General features: G+C 68.2%; 18 protein-coding genes. 12 read left to right on the top strand and 6 right to left on the bottom strand.

All coding sequences use genetic code 11. The features are described 5' to 3' along the window. Positions 1-71: 71 nt before the first annotated feature. Both ACIRA5_RS13160 and ACIRA5_RS13155 read left to right on the top strand, forming a co-directional pair. The gene (locus ACIRA5_RS13160) at positions 72-554 is read left to right on the top strand and encodes a DUF6193 family natural product biosynthesis protein (protein WP_403690310.1); all 483 of its coding nucleotides are present in this window, start codon (positions 72-74) and stop codon (positions 552-554) included. A gap of 360 nt (positions 555-914) precedes the next feature. Beyond that, positions 915-3974, top strand: a complete 3060-nt coding sequence (locus tag ACIRA5_RS13155) for a glycosyl hydrolase 115 family protein (protein ID WP_403690307.1) — start codon at positions 915-917, stop codon at positions 3972-3974. On the opposite strand, the gene ACIRA5_RS13150 is transcribed toward ACIRA5_RS13155, so the two are convergent. The 5 genes from ACIRA5_RS13150 to ACIRA5_RS13130 form a co-directional block, all read right to left on the bottom strand. Next, positions 3964-5286 carry a cytochrome P450 gene (locus tag ACIRA5_RS13150; protein WP_403690305.1) on the bottom strand — a complete coding sequence of 441 codons (1323 nt, stop codon included), beginning with the start codon at positions 5284-5286 and terminating at the stop codon, positions 3964-3966. The genes ACIRA5_RS13155 and ACIRA5_RS13150 overlap by 11 nt on opposite strands. A gap of 188 nt (positions 5287-5474) precedes the next feature. Next, positions 5475-5618 (bottom strand): hypothetical protein, encoded by a 144-nt coding sequence (locus ACIRA5_RS13145; RefSeq protein ID WP_403690304.1) that lies wholly within the window; start codon positions 5616-5618, stop codon positions 5475-5477. Next, a complete protein-coding gene (locus ACIRA5_RS13140) occupies positions 5615-5962 on the bottom strand; it encodes a hypothetical protein (RefSeq protein WP_403690303.1) in 348 nt (115 codons plus the stop codon). Before ACIRA5_RS13140 ends, ACIRA5_RS13145 begins: the two co-directional genes overlap by 4 nt. Before the next feature lie 182 nt (positions 5963-6144). Then, entirely contained in the window at positions 6145-7023 is an 879-nt protein-coding gene (locus ACIRA5_RS13135; RefSeq protein WP_403690302.1) for a helix-turn-helix domain-containing protein, read from the bottom strand. A gap of 244 nt (positions 7024-7267) precedes the next feature. Further along, positions 7268-7741 (bottom strand): ATP-binding protein, encoded by a 474-nt coding sequence (locus ACIRA5_RS13130; protein WP_403690301.1) that lies wholly within the window; start codon positions 7739-7741, stop codon positions 7268-7270. Between the two features lie 140 nt (positions 7742-7881). On the opposite strand from ACIRA5_RS13130, the gene ACIRA5_RS13125 reads away from it, so the two are divergent. The 8 genes from ACIRA5_RS13125 (at position 7882) to ACIRA5_RS13090 (ending at position 15835) form a co-directional block, all read left to right on the top strand. Continuing rightward, complete coding sequence (locus ACIRA5_RS13125; protein WP_403690299.1) at positions 7882-8724, top strand: helix-turn-helix domain-containing protein; 843 nt, start codon at positions 7882-7884, stop codon at positions 8722-8724. A 14-nt stretch (positions 8725-8738) separates the two neighbouring features. Then, a complete protein-coding gene (locus ACIRA5_RS13120) occupies positions 8739-8948 on the top strand; it encodes a DUF397 domain-containing protein (protein ID WP_403690297.1) in 210 nt (69 codons plus the stop codon). Positions 8949-9239: 291 nt separating this feature from the next. Continuing rightward, positions 9240-9773, top strand: coding sequence for a hypothetical protein (locus ACIRA5_RS13115; RefSeq protein WP_403690295.1), 534 nt, complete (start codon positions 9240-9242; stop codon positions 9771-9773). 22 nt (positions 9774-9795) lie between these two features. Then, positions 9796-11454 (top strand): translation initiation factor IF-2, encoded by a 1659-nt coding sequence (locus ACIRA5_RS13110; RefSeq protein ID WP_403690292.1) that lies wholly within the window; start codon positions 9796-9798, stop codon positions 11452-11454. Positions 11455-11470: 16 nt separating this feature from the next. Continuing rightward, on the top strand, positions 11471-12841 hold the full coding sequence (gene mycP / locus ACIRA5_RS13105) for a type VII secretion-associated serine protease mycosin (protein WP_403690290.1): 1371 nt from the start codon (positions 11471-11473) through the stop codon (positions 12839-12841). 145 nt (positions 12842-12986) lie between these two features. Further along, on the top strand, positions 12987-13430 hold the full coding sequence (locus ACIRA5_RS13100) for a hypothetical protein (RefSeq protein WP_403690288.1): 444 nt from the start codon (positions 12987-12989) through the stop codon (positions 13428-13430). 9 nt (positions 13431-13439) lie between these two features. Continuing rightward, positions 13440-15236 carry an alpha/beta hydrolase gene (locus ACIRA5_RS13095; RefSeq protein WP_403690286.1) on the top strand — a complete coding sequence of 599 codons (1797 nt, stop codon included), beginning with the start codon at positions 13440-13442 and terminating at the stop codon, positions 15234-15236. A 65-nt stretch (positions 15237-15301) separates the two neighbouring features. Beyond that, positions 15302-15835 (top strand): hypothetical protein, encoded by a 534-nt coding sequence (locus ACIRA5_RS13090; protein ID WP_403690284.1) that lies wholly within the window; start codon positions 15302-15304, stop codon positions 15833-15835. Positions 15836-15870: 35 nt separating this feature from the next. On the opposite strand, the gene ACIRA5_RS13085 is transcribed toward ACIRA5_RS13090, so the two are convergent. After that, a complete protein-coding gene (locus tag ACIRA5_RS13085; RefSeq protein WP_403690281.1) occupies positions 15871-16176 on the bottom strand; it encodes a hypothetical protein in 306 nt (101 codons plus the stop codon). A gap of 88 nt (positions 16177-16264) precedes the next feature. Here ACIRA5_RS13085 and ACIRA5_RS13080 point away from each other — a divergent pair, with 88 nt between their 5' ends. Continuing rightward, positions 16265-16624, top strand: a complete 360-nt coding sequence (locus tag ACIRA5_RS13080; RefSeq protein WP_403690278.1) for a hypothetical protein — start codon at positions 16265-16267, stop codon at positions 16622-16624. 76 nt (positions 16625-16700) lie between these two features. After that, positions 16701-17213, top strand: a complete 513-nt coding sequence (locus ACIRA5_RS13075; protein ID WP_403690277.1) for a hypothetical protein — start codon at positions 16701-16703, stop codon at positions 17211-17213. Positions 17214-17235: the final 22 nt, after the last annotated feature.

Here is a 17235-nt window from a genome sequence, read left to right as displayed (position 1 = left end):
CTCCTTGAAGGGGCCCGTACGACTTCGGTCGTACGGGCCCCTTTGCCGTGCCCATCGCGCACACTGCGAGCGTGGATTCCAATGACCTGGGCGCGGTGGGACGTCGGCCGCTGCCGGCGAAGCCGGTCCTTCCGGACATGGCGGCGGCGCATCTGCGTGGCCCGGCCGATGTCGTGGAGGAGCGGTGGCGGCGGCTGGCGCTGGTGTGGCAGTGGCGTCGCGAGCGGCAGGAGGTCCTCCGGCCAGGGGTGGGCTACCCGGGCATCGTGCACCTCATCGAGGTGGCCCACGCGGAACGGACACTGCGGCAGCTGTATCCGTACAACAGCCACTTCGCCCTGCATCTGAGCAGCTGTACCCGGTACCCGTACGTGCTGCGGGTGCCGAGCGTCCTGCCTCGGCACGACGGGCGCTTCCGGGTCTTCGTGCCACGCGTCGGGACCGTCCTCGGCGAGACCGACACGGCGGAAGCGGCCGTCGCCCTGGTCGTGGCCCACCTTCCGGCGGGACTCGGCCCGGCCGTGGCCGGCACCGCCGACGATCTTTGCCGGTGACGGTCTCCGTAGGCCGATGACGCTCTCCGTAGGCCGATCACGGTCTCCGTAAGCGTGCTGATCCCCTTCGTAGGCTGATGACGGCCTCCGTAAGTTGATGGCCGCCTCCGTGAGCGTGATGACTGACCTTCGTCGGCCAATGACGGTCTCCGTCGGCCAATGACGGCGGCCTCCGTCGGCCGATGGCGGTCTCCGTAAGCGAGATGGCGGCCTCCGTAGCCCCGATGGCGGCCCCCGTAAGCCGACGACGGCCTCCGAAAGTATTCGACGCCGACGACCCATTCCCCCCGCGCGACCCTCCCTCCACTATTTGTCATGCCGCTGAGCAAATTCGTACGCCGTCGGGGCGAGGGGTGAGGAATGTCTGGAGACGTCAGCCGCAGAACCGTTCTCGGTGCCGGACTCGGTGCCGGAATCGCGGCGCTACCGGTGCTGTCGGGAGAGGCGTGGGCGGACGGTGGGCGACCGCGGCCCACCGACCCCGGCGCGTACATCTCCTTCACCGGCGGAGCGTTCTCGCTGGTGGGCGCGCCGGTCGTGGTCTCTCCGGAGGACCACCCCGGAGTCGTACGGGTGGCGGGCGACCTCCGTGACGACCTCGAACGGGTGACGGACGTACGGCCCGGAGACGGAATGGCCCGGGAGGTCGTGCTCGTCGGGACGATCGGGCGCAGCCCGCTGGTCGACGGCCTGATCGCCACGGGGAAGCTGGATGTCACGGGGGTGCGAGGACGGTGGGAGACCTCCCTGCAGACCGTCGTGGAGCGGCCGATGCCCGGCGTCGACCGTGCCTTCGTCGTCGCGGGCAGCGACCCCCGCGGCACGATCTTCGGTGCGTACGACGTCTCGTACGGCATCGGCGTCTCGCCCTGGTACTGGTGGGACGACGTACGCCCGGTCCACCGCGACGCGCTCCACGTGCTGCCGGGACGGCACACCCAGGGCACTCCCGCGGTGAAGTACCGCGGGATCTTCATCAACGACGAGAACCCGGCCCTCGGCACCTGGGCCCCCGCCTACTTCGGCCCCGGCAAGGCGCCCGGGTACGACGGCGGCTTCAACGCCGACTTCTACGCGAAGGTCTTCGAGGTACTGCTCCGCCTGAAGGCGAACTACCTGTGGCCGGCGGTGTGGGGCCGCGCCTTCGCCGAGGACGACCCGCGCAATCATGCCCGCGCCAAGGAGTACGGGATTGTCATGGGCACGTCTCACGAGGCGCCCATGATGCGGGGCATCGAGGAGTGGAACCGGCACGCGGTACCCGCCGTGCGCGACAGCGCCGGAACCGTCGTCACGCCCGGCCATGACCCGTACGGCGGTACGGGGGAGTGGTCGTTCCGCCGCAACGCCGACGCGCTCAAGGCGTACTGGCGCGACGGCATCCGCCGGATGGCCGACCAGGACTTCGAGGGCGTCGTCACGCTCGGGATGCGCGGAAACGGCGACACCAGCCTGCCGGACGGCGACGGCGTCGAGCTGATGCGGGAGATCATCGACGCGCAGCGGACGATCATCGCCGAGGTGACGGGCCGCGACCCGGCCTCGGTCCCCCAGGTGTGGACGCTCTACAAGGAGGTCCAGCGGTACTGGGACCGCGGGCTGCGGGCTCCGGACGACGTCACCGTCGTACTGACGGACGACAACTGGGGCAACATCCGCAAGCACCCCGACCCGGCCGAACCCGCGCGGCCCGGTGGCTACGGCCTCTACTACCACTTCGACTACGTGGGCGCGGGCCGCAACTACAAGTGGGTCGACACCGCCAACCTGCCCAACCTCTGGGACCAGCTCCACCAGGCGCACGCGTACGGCAACCACGGGCTGTGGGTGACGAACGTCGGCGACCTCAAGGGCAACGAGCTGCCCACCGAGTTCTTCCTCGACTACGCCTGGAATCCTGGCCGTTGGGACGCGCCTGGCGCGCTCGGCGCGTGGGAGAGGCGGTACGCGCGGCAGAACTTCGGCGCGGAGCAGGCGACGGCGATCGCGGACGTACTGGCGACGTACGGACAACTCCAGTCGCGCCGTAAGCCGGAACTCCTCAACCGCCGGATCACCCTCGACCCGGCATCGGGCGCGGTGGTGTACGACGACCAGGCAACCCCCTTCTACGGCCGCGAACTCGAGCAGGTCACACAGGAGTGGCGGACGCTCGCGGCACGGGCCGGGCACATCGCGCGACGGCTGCCGGACTCGGCGCGGGACGCGTGGTTCGAGCTCGTCGGCTACGAGGTCGAGGCGACGGCCAACCTGTACGAGCTGCGGGAGGCCGAGTTCACGAACCTGCTCTACGCCGCCCAGGGCCGGGCGGCGGCGAACGACCTGGCCGCGGCGGCCGAGGCGGCCCTGCAACGGGACTTCGCGCTCGCCGAACGCTTCAACCACGGCGTCGCGGGCGGCACATGGGCGGGCTTCCAGACACAGCCGCACATCGACTACGGCGATGTGGCGCGCTACGGCCCGAACGCGAGCTGGCAGCAGCCGGAGCTGAACAACGTGGCACTGCCGGACGTCCTGTTCCCCGCGGTGCGCCGCATCGAACTGCCGCCGGGCGCCGAGCTGGGGGTGGCGGTCGACGGCTCTCCGGGAGCGGAGGTGGTGCTGAGCCCGTACCGGACGGGTCCGGCGCCGTACATCGAGGTGTTCAACCGGGGCCGGGACGCCTTCGACTACCGGATCGAGGCGTCGGAGCCGTGGATCACCGTGGATCGTCCGCGCGGGAGAGTCCGGGACCAGGCGCGGGTGGTGGTGAAGGCCGACTGGTCGCGGGCGCCGCACGGCCGTACGCAGGCCCGGATCACGGTGAGCGGCGCGGGAGGCTCGGTGGTCGTGCCGGTGATCGCCGAGCACCCGTCCGCCCGTGGGCTGCGGGGATTCGTCGAGGCGGGCGGGTATGTGGCGATGGACGCGGAGCACTGCGTACGGGCGGTGGGCACCTGGCGGCGGATCGACCGGATCGGCCGCACCGGGGCGGGCATGACGCCGTACCCCGTGACGGCCCCGCGCCGGACGCCGGGCGGCACGGTCTCCCCCCGCCTGGAGTACGAGGTGAGCCTGTTGAGTGCCGGCACGGTGACCGTGTGGGCGTATCTGTCCCCGCGCAACCCGGCCCTTCCGACGGGCGGTCTTCGCTACGCGCTCTCCTTCGACGACGTGCCGCCGCGGACGGTCGACATCCACGCGGCCACGGGAGCCGACGACGGCCTGATGAACAGCCAGTGGGCCCGCAACACGTCGGACAACGTGAACATGACGTCGACGAGGCATGCGATCGCTGCTCCCGGGGTGCACCGCCTGAAGTTCTGGATGGTCGACCCGACGGTGGTGCTGCAACGGCTGGTGATCGACACGGGTGGGCTCGGGCCGACGTACCTGGGCCCGCCGGAGAGTCACCGTGTGGACCGGGGTGTCACCAGGTGACCGGCAAGGCCACCGGACCGCGGATCATCGTGCGCTGCCGGAAGGGGACCTGGTCGGCGGGTACGGCGAGACGCAGCCCGGGCAGGCGTTCGAGCAGGGTGTCGATCAGCAGCCCGATCTGCATACGGGAGAAGACGGCGCCCGTGCAGAAGTGCGGCCCGTTGCCGAACGAAACGTGGGCGCCCGCGTCCCGGTCGAAGTCGATCCGGTCGGGGTCGGGGAAGACGTCCGGGTCGCGGTTGGCGGCCAGGTAGGAGACGTAGACGGCGTCGCCCGCGCTGACGAGGGTGCCGTGGATGTCGACGTCCTGCGTGGCGATGCGGGGCAGCCCGACGGCGGCGCGGTGTGGGATGTGGCGCAGGAGCTCCTCGATGCCCGCCGGGCGGGAGGCGGGGTCGTCGCGGAAGCGTTCCAGCAGGTCGGGCCGGGTGAGGAGGAGGTAGAACATCTGGCCACTGTTGTTGGTGACGGCTTCGCCGCCGATCTGGAGCGGCCCGGCGACACTGATCGCCTCCTCCAGGCCGAGCTCGCCGCGCCGCACGGCACCACCGAGCAGGGCCAGCACGTCTTTGCTGTCACCGTCGCTCTTGCTCTTGCTGTCACCGTTGCTATCGCTATCGCTATCGCTATCGCTATCGCTATCGCTATCGCTATCGCTATCGCTATCGCTATCGCGGCGCTCGCGGACGGCCTCCCCGATCCACCCGAAGAGCCCCTTCTTGGCCTGCTCGGAGGCCTCGGCGCCGCCCGCCGTGCTGATGATCTCCCGCGTCCAGTCGTGCAACTTCTGCCGCTCGTCGACGGGTACGCCCATGACCTCGCAGACGACGTTGATCGGGAAGGGTTCGAGGACCCGCTCGACCAGGTCCGCCGGGGGGCCGTCCGCCACCAGCCCGTCCACCAGGGTGTCGAGCATCTCCTGGGCGCGGGGGCGCAGGCGCTTCACGGCGCTCACGGTGTAGGCGGCCGAGACGGCGTTCCGGAGCCGGTTGTGGTCGGGCTGATCGGCCCAGGCCAGGGCCCCGGGGCGCGGCGCGAAGTGCGGCGCGAGTCGCGTGACCTGCCGGACGGAGGCCTCCCGCCGGCTGAACCGGGGATCGTTCGTGATCATCTTCACGTCGTCGTAGCGCGTCGCCAGCCACGCCCAGCCCTCCCCGTACGGCAGCCGGATCCGCGTCAGCGGCCTCTCCCGCATCAGCTCCGCGAGCACCGGCTCGAACTCGGTGGCGTTCAGCTCACCGGCGGGCCAGTCCCGAACCGAGGGAAGGGGCTGTTCGGGCCGCTCGGGGAGCGTGATGGTCTCTTCTGCCATGCGTTCAGCGTCGTCGGGCGGGGGTGAGGTGTCGCGCGGGAGTGCTCCATGCGGAGTGCTGGTGCGGTGGTGGTGTCGTCCATGGACTGAACGAAGTCCCGCATGGTCTGGTTCCGGCGGGAACCGCCCTGCTGCGCGTCGTCTGGGGCGATGGTCACGGCGCCCGCTCCTTGTCTGCCGTTCCGCCGTCAGAAGCCCAGGTAAGTGATCTGAACGACGTAGACGCGTTCGTGGCGTATGACGACCTGATAGGTGAACATGCCGCCAGGGATGATGATGTCGGTGCGGGCGGCTGCCTCCGCACCGAAGGCGTACTCCCACTTCCAGCTCAACCGCGCACTGCCTTCATGGCGTCGTCCAGGACGCCGCTCAGCTCCCGCAGGGCTTCCTGGGCGGTGACGGGGTCCTCATGCTCCAGCTTGCTCTGCGCGTGGGCGAAGCGGGTGGACAGATCTGGGCGGCAGGCGATCTCGATGTCCCTGGCCCAGATCAGGACCCAGCTCTGAACGGGGCTCAACGACTGCCACTCGACCGCCTTGGCGAACGCTTCGTCCTTCGTGGCCTGCATCTCCTCCAAGCGGCCCGGGGCAACGGTGGCGAGAGCGGCGCGGAGCGCGTCCGGGTTCTGCTCGGGGCGGGGGATCAGCTCGTGTCCGTGGTCGGCCAGTGTGCTCATGGTGTCCTCCAGGAGTGCCCCGGCCAGGGGATCCGGCTGGGGCGCTGGTGAGGGCGAGTCCTGCGTCGCCGCAGCGGCGGACTCCCCTGCAGGAACCTCACGTCCAAGGAGCCGGCCGTGCTGCCGCAGAACCTCCTTCGGACCGCAGTCGACGGAGGCGGGGGCGGCAAGGATCGGCACATTCATGCTGGGCGGCCCCCGTCGTGTGAGCATCGACATTCGCGGCAGCGGCCGGGGCCGGGCGAGCGGAAGGCGCGGTCGCAGCCCTCGCAGTTCTGGAGCGGATGTCGTACGTCCGGGGGCGGCGCGGGCACGCGGAACGGCGGCGGAGGCGGCAGCTGCGCGGCGAGTCGATGGGCGAGAAGGGCGGCTGGGCGGCGTAGATCCTCCGGTGGCAGGTCCGCGGACAGCGCGTGTTGTACGGCGGTGGGGGTGAGGTCGCGTTCCAGCCAGGTGGCGACTCCGGGGGCCAGGTGCTCCGTGTCGGTGACGGAGAGGAGGAGCCGGGAGTCGTGGCGGCGGAGGCCGACGAGGAGGTCGATGGCGGTCCGGAGGAGGGTGGGGGAGGTGTGCGCGGGCTGGGGCACGGCGGGGAGGAGCTTGCGGGGCGGGCGTTCGGCTGGGTCCGGGCGTCGGGTGGGCCTGCTGGGGGTGTCGGCCGGCGTTCCGTGGTGTCCGGGCTGATTGCAGGAGATCGTGCGGGTGACGATCCGGCCGGCGTGGGTGCGTTCGCGGGTGCGGCGGAGGTAGCCGTGGGTTTCGAGCTCGCGCAGGGCGGCGGCGATACGGGTCGGTCCCTCGGGGAAGCGGGCGGCGAGGGTCTTGATGTCGACGCGGGCGCCGGTGGGGAGGGACTGGATGTAGACGGCCAGCCCGATCGCGAGTCCTGAGAGCTCCGGGTGCTGGGCGAGGTGGTTGCCGATCACCGTGAAGCGGGTGGTGTGGCGGGTGTTGTCGTGAACGACGCCGGAATGAGGGTGCCGGTTCGGACGGCCAGGGTGGTTTTTACCCGCGATACGGGACTGGGCGCGCGGGGGCGCGCTAGGGTTTTGTGTATCCATCAGGAAGTTGCCTCTTCCTCGGTGGTCAGGCCCTCGCATTGGGATGCCAGTCCCGGCGGGGGCCGTCGCATTTTCTGCCGCATGTCTGCGGTTGTGCTGTGTCGCGCTGAGCGTAAGGCAGGCAACCGGTCCCGAATCCAGCCGAGTTGGGCATATTCACTCGCGGGAGTGAGTTTGCGCGGGGGTCGCCGTTTCGGCGGGCGGGAGGGGTGGGGCTTGGTGGGGTTTCTTTCCCCTCGTGTTTTTAGGGAAGACCGCCGGTCGCGCCGGAGCACGATCCGCTGTGCTCCGGTGATGAGAGGTCGAGTTCGGCCCAGACGGTCTTGCGTGGGACGGGTCCCGGCGCCACACCCCAGCGGTCGGCGAGGGCGTCCACGAGCAGCAGACCGCGCCCGGACTCGGCGTCGACGTCCGCCGTACGGGCCCGGGGGATTTGATCACCCCGGGTGTCGGTCACCTCGATCCGCAGGGTGCCGCCGACGACGTACAGCGTGAGCCGGAAGTCCCGGCCCGGTACGCGGCCGTGCGTGGCCGCGTTGGCGGCCAGCTCACTCACGATGTGCTCCGCCGGGTGCAAGGGGACTCCCCAGGACCGGAGTTGTTCGGCGGCGAGCAATCGTCCCAGCCGGGCGCCGCGTGGCGTGGGGGACAGCAGCACACTGAAGTTGCGGATTTGGCAGTCGAGTTGGGCTGGGGGCCCAGCGGATTCCTGATTCACATCACTCAGCGTGGCGGACCCTGCCTACTCTGAGCTGCGATGACGCCTGTGCGTACAGGGATTGTCCGGCCGCTGTCCTGCTCTGTCCCGGCTGTCCCGAGTGCCGCACGGGTACGGGTGGGCGTTGGAGGTGGGTGGGCATGAGCGGCGAGGGTACGGGCGAGGGTACGGATGAGCCGGGCTGGGACGTCAGTCCGGAGGACGAGATCGCCCCGGTGGTGGAGTCGGCCGGCCGACAGATCAGGCTCTGGAGGGAGGCCGCCGGGATGCGAGCGGCCGACTTCGGGCTGGCCATCGGGTACGGCGAGGATCTGGTCCGGAAGGTGGAGCGCGGGGCGCGCATCCCGCGGGCGGAGTTCCTGGACAGGGCGGACGAGGTCCTGAACGCGCGGGGGCTCATCAGCGCGTTCAAGGAGGACATGGAGAAGGCTCGGTATCCGAAGAAGGTGCGCGAGCTGAAGATGTTGGAGGAGCGGGCGGTCGAGCTTCAGCTGTACAGCAACCACAACATTCATGGGCTGTTGCAGACGGAGGAGTATGCGCGGGCGTTGTTGGGGACTTGGAGGCCCAAGTTGTCGCCGGATGAGCTCGAGCGAGCGGTGGCCGCACGCATGGCTCGACAGTCCATCTTCGAGCGGGAGAGCACTCCTGAACTGAGCTTTGTCCAGGAACAGGTGACACTTGAACGTCCCATCGGAGGGACAATGGTCTTGCGTAGGCAACTCGAACGCCTGCTGGAGGTCGCCCAGTTGCCGAACGTCGAATTCCAGGTGATGCCGACTGCCAGTGCGGACCACCCTGGAACCGGAGGGCGGATCCAGGTGCTGAAGTTCGGTGACGGTACGGGGGTGGGACGGACCGACGACGAGTTCGGTGGGCGTCCAGTCTCCGATCCGAGGCAACTCCGGGTTCTCGAACTGCGGTATGGAATCATCCGGGCTCAGGCTCTCCGGCCTGGGGAGTCTCTGGCCTTTGTTGAGTGAGTGCTGGGAGCGACATGATCCGTAAGACCGCTGTCGAGGAGGCTTCCGAACTCCTCTGGTTCAAGAGCAGCTACAGCGACAGCAGTAACCCCAGCGACTGTGTCGAGATAGCCGCCGCCCCCTCCACCATCCACGTCCGCGACTCCAAAAACCCCCAGGGCCCGCGTCTGGCACTCGCCCCCCACGCGTGGGCGGACTTCGTGACGTACGCGTCGCAGAGCTGACGCCCGTTCCCTCTGGTCACTCGCGCCCTCACATGAGTACGCGCACTCATGTGCCGTTACGCGGGAGGAGGTTGAGTAGAGCCGTGCTCCTCAACGACCTCAACACCCGGCATCGTGTCGCTCGCCTACCTGGCCCTCGTCGCCCCGGCCGACTGGCCGTACTGATCCTCGTTGGATAGCGGATGGCCTGTTGTGATCGCTCCCTGCGATGGGGCGACTGTGGACTGTCACTGCCGGTAGCTAGAGTTGTAGGTGCGGCTTCGGCTGTTTCGTTTTACGGGGGAGGGTGTTGTGCTGCCGAGTGATAGTGGATCGGCGTCGGAGACGACGTCCTCGTGGGCGTCGGGCGTGTTCGACGCGGCGCAGAACGCGATCGGTGACGTGGTCACCGAGCTGTCGTCGTTCACGAAGTTCCAGAAGCGCGTGGATGACCTGATCCGCGACCTGAAGGGCTCGGCGGCGGGTCCGGGCGAGGTGGGGCAGGAGCAGCTGGCACGCCACCAGTTCGGCGGCGGAGCGGGCGCGTGGGCGGAGGCATCCGGACTGTTCACCTCGTACGAGACGGTGATCACCGAGCTGGAGAGCCTGTCGAAGCTGTTGTCCGACTCCATGGAGGGCATGAACATCGCGGTGCTGGCCTCGCACAAGGGCTACCAGAACATCGACCTGGACGTGCGGGACCGTATGACGGCGATCAGCGCGGAGACCGCGAAGCACTACGGCGGGGAATACGACCCAGGCCTCCCGAAGAAGAGCCACGACGGCGGCAGTGACGCAAAGCCGGACCAGGCGGCGGCGGGCGGCGACTCGGGTGGCAGCATCTGATGGATCCGATGGAGGAGTTCTGATGTCCGGCAAGGGGACCGGCGGCACGTCTTTCGAGGACATGAGCCACGAGCAGATGCTGGCGTGGCTCGACCAGGCGAACGCCGGCACCGTGCAGGCCGCCGCCACCCGGCTGACCGCGGCGGCCAAGGAGATCCGCAAGATCGCCGAAGAGCTCAAGGTCCGCCCGCAGTGGGTGGAATGGAAGGGCGAGGGAGCGGACGCGTTCCGAGCCTGGACGGGCGATCTCGCCAACTCGACCCTGCGCCTGGGCGACTTCAGCGAGGACTCGGCGACCTGGCTGGGACACGCCTCCGACGCGATCGCCACGGCCCAGGCGTCGATCCCCCGCGACAAGGCCGGTGCCCAGGCGAACCTGGACGCGGCGACAGCCGCCCACAACGACCCCGACGCGGCAGCGGTGAGCAGCAAGTCCACGACCGAGCTCGCGGCACTGGCGGCGAACAAGGAGAAGGTCCGCCAGGAGGCCGCCGCCCAGATGACGAAGCTGGGGCAGGCGTACCAGCTGTCGGCTACGCAACTGGATGGGCTGGAGAGGCCAACGTTTCCGCCGCCGCCGGTGCAGCTTCAGCCGAAGGCGCCCCGTGTCTGGGAAAACGAAGTCGTGTCAACAGGAGGCGGCGCCGCTGACATGGCGTCCAGCAGGCACGCGGTTGCTACCTCCTCCCCCTCCTCCGGGTCGCAGAAAACTGTGGCCGAGGTTACTGGGGGTGGAGCACGAGGCGACGGCGAACCCGACGAGCGCCGGACGGTTGAGCACTCGCTGCCCGAAGTGGCCGACCACGTGGGCGTGAAGATCGACGGCACGCAGGTGCTTCCGCAAACGCCGTCGTCGCATCCGGTGAGTCCGGCTGGTCCGCCGATTGGGGGCACCGATGGCGGTGGGACACTGCCGGCAGGGACAGTTCGGCCGATGCTGGGCGGCGTGCCAGGTTCGCCCGTAGGCCCGACCAAACCGGGGCGCGCGATGATCGGGGGCCGTCCTTCGTCTCAGCCCGGGCGCGCACCGGCGGGGCCGGATTCGAGGAGCGTACGGAGCGTCGGAGGTGCGGCCGAGCCGGGGAGCCCGACAGGCACAGCGCGTCCGACGATCGGTGGCCGCCCTGCGGTGCCTCCGGGACGGGGGATCGCAGGCACACCTCCCGGACGGGTGCCGGGCAGTAACGGCATCGTTGGCGGCCGTCCCACGTCACCGGCCGCTGGTAGACCGACCCGTGGACTGTCGCGCGGCACTGTCGTAGGGGGTGAGACGCCCAGCGCGCCTGGTCGTGGCACTAGTGGCCAGAAGCCTCCTACGGGTGCAGGTGGAGCGGGCAGCGGACAGCGTGCGACACCTGCCGACCGGCGAAGCACGGGAACGGGTTCGGGGAGCGGCGTCGTGGGTGGCCGCCCACAGCAGCAGAAGCGCTTGGGAACCCGACCGTTTACCCGTGGTGGCTCGGGTTTGGTGCGGAACCAGGACTCCGATGGCGCTACGCCCACATCGAGCGCTGCCGGACGTACGAGCGCGCCGCCCAACGGTTCCCGGGCATCGAACGCGACGAGACGCAAGAACGAGCAAGACAGGGGGGCCGACCGCCGAACCGAGGAGCAGGAAACCGGGAAGCGGAACGGTCACTCGACGACCGAGCCGCCAGCAAGCGACCGACCCTGCACATGAGACCCAGAGGAAGCAGATGTCTGCCAGCACGATGAGGAAAGCCCGTCTTGGGAGTGTCGTCTCCGGAGCCGTGGGCCTGCTGGTGGTGGGCATTTCGGCCACTCCGGCCTACGCGGAAGCTATCCGGGAACGGGAGTGGCACCTCACGGCCATGAAGGCCGAGCAGATGTGGCAGACCAGCACGGGCAAAGGGATCACCGTGGCCGTCATCGACTCGGGTGTGAACGACGACCTGCCCGATCTGAAGGGACAGGTGCTCCCCGGCAAGGACGAAGCACCAGAATCGCCCGGCGACGAGCACACGGATTATGAGGGCCATGGAACCGGGATGGCCCTTTTGATTGCCGGTACCGGCAAAGCCAACGGAGGCGCCGGCACTTTCGGCCTCGCACCAGGAGCCAAGATCCTCCCCGTGCGGACGCCCGACAGGGGTTTGGACGGTGTCCGGTACACCAAGGAGTTCAGCGAGACCGTCAGCCGCGGGATTCGCTACGCCGCTGATTCCGGCGCACGGGTGATCAACATTTCGATGGCGGTGCCTGAAGGATCGGAGCAGCTCACTGCCGCTGTGAAGTATGCGCTGGACAAGGGATCGTTGATCTTTGCGGGCGTCGGAAACAGCGGCAGCGAAGACGAGGGAAACCCGGTGGAATACCCCGCCGCCACCCCGGGCGTGGTCGGCGTGGGCGCAGTAGGCAAGAATCTTCGCAAGACCACCGAATCCGAGTACGGCCCCCAGGTGGACATCGCCGCCCCCGGCGACGAGATGTACCACGTATGCCCGAACGGCACCGGCCTCTGTCGCTCCCACGGCACCAGCGACGCCACCGCCCTCGCTTCAGCCAGCGCCGCCCTGATCTGGTCCAAGCACCCGACCTGGACCAACAACCAGGTCCTACGGGTCATGCTCAACACCGCCGGCGGCCCCACAGACGGTTCGAAGCGCAACGACTCCATCGGCTACGGCATCGTCCGCCCTCGCATCGCCTTGCAGACCCCGGGTGACCCGGGCCCGACCGACGTCTACCCGCTCGGGGACTTCCCTGCTGGGGCCTCGGTGTCACCTTCGCCTGGAGTTGCTGCCGGTAAGGACCCCGCTGCTCCGGCAAAGGACGCGGCAGTCGAAGCCTCCTCGAAGGACCACGGCAGCAACACCCTATGGATCACCCTGGGCATCGGCGCTGTAGCCCTCCTCGGCGCGGCGGTCGGGGCTTTCCTGGTCATCCGCAAGCGCCGGGTCACCGCAAGCCTGAGCATGGCAACAGCGTCCACGCCAGGGCAACTCTCGTATATGGCACCGGTGTTTACGCCTCCGCCGTACTCGCCTCCCAGCGCACCGGACGGCGACGGCAATGCCTCTGCCAGCCGAGGCCCTGGCGCCGTCTGAGTACGGATACTCAAGCGCCATGGTGGCCGATACGGATGGGCATGTGATGAAGCGGCGCTACCGTATTTCTCGATCATCAAGCGTCGCGGTCGCACATTTACATGGGTGAGGCGGCGTACGACGAGGCACGGGGGAGGGGCCACGCATGGCGTGGGACGAGTGGGAACAGCTCAAGACTGCGGCGGCAGGGCGGCATTCAGCCCAGATGCAGTTGAACCACGTACCGATGGACCCAGGTGGTGACGGCGGCACACTGGTGTCGAACAAGCGGGCCTGGGCCAAGGCGGGGGAAGACGTCGGTTCACTTCGTGAGGGCATCGGGAAGGCGCTGGGGGCGCTGGCGGACGGCCAGAACGGCCTTGGCGAGAATGCCGGCTGCCTGACTGCCGGAGCCCAGAAGGACGTCCATGACTCGTGGGAGCGCTACGTCAAGGATGTGAGCGGGCGCTGCGGGAAGCTCTCGGGCGTGCTGGAGAAGACGGGCAATGAGCAGTTGAAGACCGACGAGGCGATCGAGGTCGAGATCGGCAACCTGGAGGTCGCGTACTCGGATACGGCGGCTGTCGGCGGCCAGGACAAGGGGCGGTAACGAGACGTCATGGACCTCGCAACGCTCAAAGCCCTCAAGCCGACCGAGTTCTCGGAAGCGGCCGACGGATACCGCAGCACCTCTGACATGGCGAGCGCGGCCAAGGACCGCATCGAAAACCAGATCGCCGTGGCCATGAGGAACTCCCTGAAGGGCGAAGCCGCGACCGCGGCGATCAAACAGCTGACGGAGCTGGGCAAGAACTTCCACTACATCCAGGCCGAATGCGGTCTCGTCAGTACGGCTCTCGAAGCCTTCTCGTACGAGATGGGAGTGGCCAAGAGCAAGCTCGACGCGGCGCTCGAAGGCGCCCTGGCGGCGAAGCTCACCGTGAACGGCGACGGCTCGATCGCGTATCCGCCGGGTGGGGAAAAGGGCGACGACGGCAAGATCCCCGAGGGCGGCACGGTGAGCGGCCTGACGGATGACACGGCCTCCGCGGTGGGTCGTCAGGCGGCGAACTTCGACCCCAACCCCAACCACCGCCTTGCACAGGAGTACGCCGACCAGATCGCCGCCGCCCTCAAGGAGGCGACGGAAGCCGACGAGAAGTGGGCACCGAAGCTGCGAGCGTTGAAGGCGGACGACGATCTGACCGTCTCCGACAAGGACTGGGCCGACGCTTCCTCGGACACGAAGGGTGTGAGCGAGGCGGGCAAGAAGTACCTCGACTCGCTGCCGCAGCCGCCCAAGAACGGCAGCCCGAAGGACAACGCGGAGTGGTGGAAGGGACTCAGCGCGGAGGAGCAGACCGCCTGGTTGTCCATGCAACCCGACTCCGTGGGCGCGCTCGACGGTCTCCCCTCCACGGTTCGGGACGAGGCCAACCGCATCGTGTTCGACGAGAAGAGGGGCACGATGCAGACAGAGCTGAATTCGATCCCGGCGCCGCCGCTCAATGAGTGGACCTGGATCAGCGCCGGGGGCTACGCGTCCAAGGTGCATACCGATGAATGGATGGACTGGTACAACAAGTACGGGGACCGGTACGACCACCTCACCACATCCCTCAAGGGCATGGAGTCGATCCAGACCCGCTTCGACGCGACGGGTAATGGCGGGCTGCCCGAGGCGTATCTGCTGGGGTTCAGCGCGGACGGCAATGGGCGGGCGATTGTCGCCAACGGAAATCCCGACACCGCTGATCATCAGGCAGTATATGTGCCGGGCACAACAGCGAATCTGGGAAAAATCAACGGTGATATTGGCCGGATGACAGACCTGTGGCGTGTAGCCAATACCGAGGCACACGGCGAGTCTGTTTCTACGATCACCTGGCTCGGCTACGACGCACCTCAGAATCTCGTCAAAGACTCGCCGTTCGAACACTACGCATATGACGGCGCTCCGGCATTTCGCGACTTCATGGACGGTCTTGACGCATCGCATTCCGGCGATTCGGATCCGCACCGAACTGTGATCGCGCACTCGTACGGAACGACCCTTGTCGGCGCCGCAGCCCAGACGGGGCAGCTCAACGCCGATGATGTTGTCCTCGCGGGCAGTCCCGGCGTCAAGGTTTCCCATGCAACGGACCTGGATGTCCCCGCCGGGCACGTGTGGAACGAGGAGGCCGACGGAGACCCTGTTCCGGACATCGGTCGCTTCGGCCACGGTGGGGACGGTTGGGTCATCCCCAGTGATCCGAGCTTCGGTGCAAACCAGATGACCACGGATACCGAAGGCCACAGCGGTTACTGGGATGTGGGCTCCGACAGCCTGCGGAACCAGGCCCGGGTCGCGGTCGGAAAGGGTGACGACGTACAGCTGAAGCCGCCGCCGGACCCCTGGGCGCATGTGAAGTAGGAAGCATGGCTTGCCCGACCAACCCACCGGCCCGTGCCCCGGTTCGATCAAACGAGGTCCCCGACGTGAAGACGAAACTGGGCGCAATCGCGCTCACCCTGCCCATCGCCCTTGCGACCCTCACCGGATGCAGCATGACTGACACCAAAAATTCCGACGACATCCCGTCTTCCGGCGTCAGCACGTCGAGTGACGCTGCCGAGACTGTGAAGAAGACCTCCAGCGAGCTGTACAACCTGATCGGCGTCAAAGGGAAGGCATCCGACACAGGGCCGGGAGTCAAGGAGTGCGGAAAGAAGGACCCGGATAAGTACTTCCAGATCTTCCATTCCTGGTCCTTCACCCCGACCTCGTCCGAGCAGCTCGAGGGCACGATGGAACAGCTCAAGACAAAACTGCCCAAGCATGGCTGGGAGGTCGTCGAATATGGACCGGACAGTAGCCGGAACAAGAACCTCAACCTTACGGCCGACAACGGCACGAAGAAATTCAGCGTCAACATCATCTACCAGGCCAAGGACAATCCGCCGAACCTCAACTTCTTCGTCGTATCCGGCTGCTATCAGGTTCCGGACGGCCAGAAGGTCGAGCAGTTCTGATACGGCCCGGACGGTGTCACGGCCGTGGGCGGTCGTCAGGACACAGCCACTGCCACGCCCATGAGAATTGCGAACAGCCCGGGAAGAAGCGTGCACGCGAGTGCGAGGCTGGCTATCACCACGCGGAGTGTCCGCGTGGACCAGCGGTGGGGGAGGGCCCAGGCGATCGCGAACAGGCCCATGGCCCAATAGAGCACGTCCCACATCTCGCCGTGGGCCCGGCACAGGCTGTACTCCCAGGCGAGGAGTGGCAGACCGAGGAGGGAGGCTACGAGAGGCGCCTTCCACCACGTCTTGTGGAAAACAGGGAGCCGCGTCGCGCCGTCGTTCTGCGTCGTCATGGGCTCCATCCCAGCAACGCCGGCCGTCCAGGGCATCGGGCGTCCTACTCATCCCGTCCGTGCGCGCCTACTCAGGCAGGTCGATCCGATGGGCTTCTTCGACAAGCTGACCGGCACCCATGCCCGACAGAGGTGTCGTACCGCTGCCGACGAGGGAACTCCGGGCCGCGCTGCTCGCGCTCAACGGGCCGGCGGACGTCGCGGGATCGGCTCCGCGGAGGCGCCCGGCCTCACGCAGACGCTCGCCGTCTCGGCCGTCGTCGGCGGCGTGCCCCCCGACCTCATCCCATCGCAGGTCTACCTGTCCATGCTGGACGTCGCCGATCCGCGCAAGCAGTCGGTGATCCGCCTGGCCCTGACCGCCGCCGCGTCCCAACACCCCACCGTCCTCGACGACTTCCGGGACTTCGTGCGCACGGTCCGCCCGGAAGCCGGCGTGGCTTCGTAGCGCGTCCAGTGGAGGCGCACCCCGAGGCCGCGGCAGATCTTTGCACCGACGATCCGACCCCTCATAGGTTGACGTCATGGGCCTCTTCGACAAGCTGACCGGAACCAAGCGCCCGGCCGACGGTGTCGCCCCGCGATCCGTCGCCGAGGTCCGCGCGGCGCTGCTCGGCCTCAACCGCTCTGACGTCCCGTACGTCGTCCGGGACGGCCGCGCGGAGGGTGCCGAGCTGGTGGCGGAGTGGCGGATGCTGGAGCCGGCCTGGCAGACCTTCTTCGCCCGCACCCAGGTGAGCCGGGTGTTCCAGGTCCGCATGCGCCTGGTTCCGGAGAAGAACGAGGTCCGCTCCCTCGACCAGCAGTACGAGGTCACCTGGGTCGGCGGCATCCCTAGGCTGTCCATTGCGGCCAAGGCCCAACGCGGCCAGGTGCAGACGGTCTCGAAGCAGTGGACGCTCGGCGGGGGCGAAGACGGCGGTCTCGAAGCGACCAAGACGTTCAGCTTCGACAGCTCTGAGCTCAAGAACCCCCTGCATGACGCCGTTCTGGGCGCGGGGTGGACCTGGCGCGGAGTCATCACCGGCAAACTGTGAGGTCGGCGGGACCCCGAGCAAG

This window comes from Streptomyces sp. NPDC096311, assembly GCF_044763085.1.
GTDB lineage: Bacteria > Actinomycetota > Actinomycetes > Streptomycetales > Streptomycetaceae > Streptomyces.
The sequence above is the reverse complement of the archived record's forward strand: the minus strand, read 5'-3'. Positions and strand labels throughout refer to the sequence as shown.

Bases quoted from the DNA above. Each gene is read 5' to 3' on its own strand.
- ACIRA5_RS13155 (WP_403690307.1), top strand. From the start codon at position 915: ATGTCTGGAGACGTCAGCCGCAGAACCGTTCTCGGTGCCGGACTCGGT.
- ACIRA5_RS13150 (WP_403690305.1), bottom strand. From the start codon at position 5,286: ATGGCAGAAGAGACCATCACGCTCCCCGAGCGGCCCGAACAGCCCCTT.
- ACIRA5_RS13140 (WP_403690303.1), bottom strand. From the start codon at position 5,962: ATGAGCACACTGGCCGACCACGGACACGAGCTGATCCCCCGCCCCGAG.
- ACIRA5_RS13135 (WP_403690302.1), bottom strand. From the start codon at position 7,023: ATGGATACACAAAACCCTAGCGCGCCCCCGCGCGCCCAGTCCCGTATC.
- ACIRA5_RS13125 (WP_403690299.1), top strand. From the start codon at position 7,882: ATGAGCGGCGAGGGTACGGGCGAGGGTACGGATGAGCCGGGCTGGGAC.
- ACIRA5_RS13120 (WP_403690297.1), top strand. From the start codon at position 8,739: ATGATCCGTAAGACCGCTGTCGAGGAGGCTTCCGAACTCCTCTGGTTC.
- ACIRA5_RS13110 (WP_403690292.1), top strand. From the start codon at position 9,796: ATGTCCGGCAAGGGGACCGGCGGCACGTCTTTCGAGGACATGAGCCAC.
- mycP (WP_403690290.1), top strand. From the start codon at position 11,471: ATGTCTGCCAGCACGATGAGGAAAGCCCGTCTTGGGAGTGTCGTCTCC.
- ACIRA5_RS13100 (WP_403690288.1), top strand. From the start codon at position 12,987: ATGGCGTGGGACGAGTGGGAACAGCTCAAGACTGCGGCGGCAGGGCGG.
- ACIRA5_RS13095 (WP_403690286.1), top strand. From the start codon at position 13,440: ATGGACCTCGCAACGCTCAAAGCCCTCAAGCCGACCGAGTTCTCGGAA.
- ACIRA5_RS13085 (WP_403690281.1), bottom strand. From the start codon at position 16,176: ATGACGACGCAGAACGACGGCGCGACGCGGCTCCCTGTTTTCCACAAG.
- ACIRA5_RS13080 (WP_403690278.1), top strand. From the start codon at position 16,265: ATGGGCTTCTTCGACAAGCTGACCGGCACCCATGCCCGACAGAGGTGT.
- ACIRA5_RS13075 (WP_403690277.1), top strand. From the start codon at position 16,701: ATGGGCCTCTTCGACAAGCTGACCGGAACCAAGCGCCCGGCCGACGGT.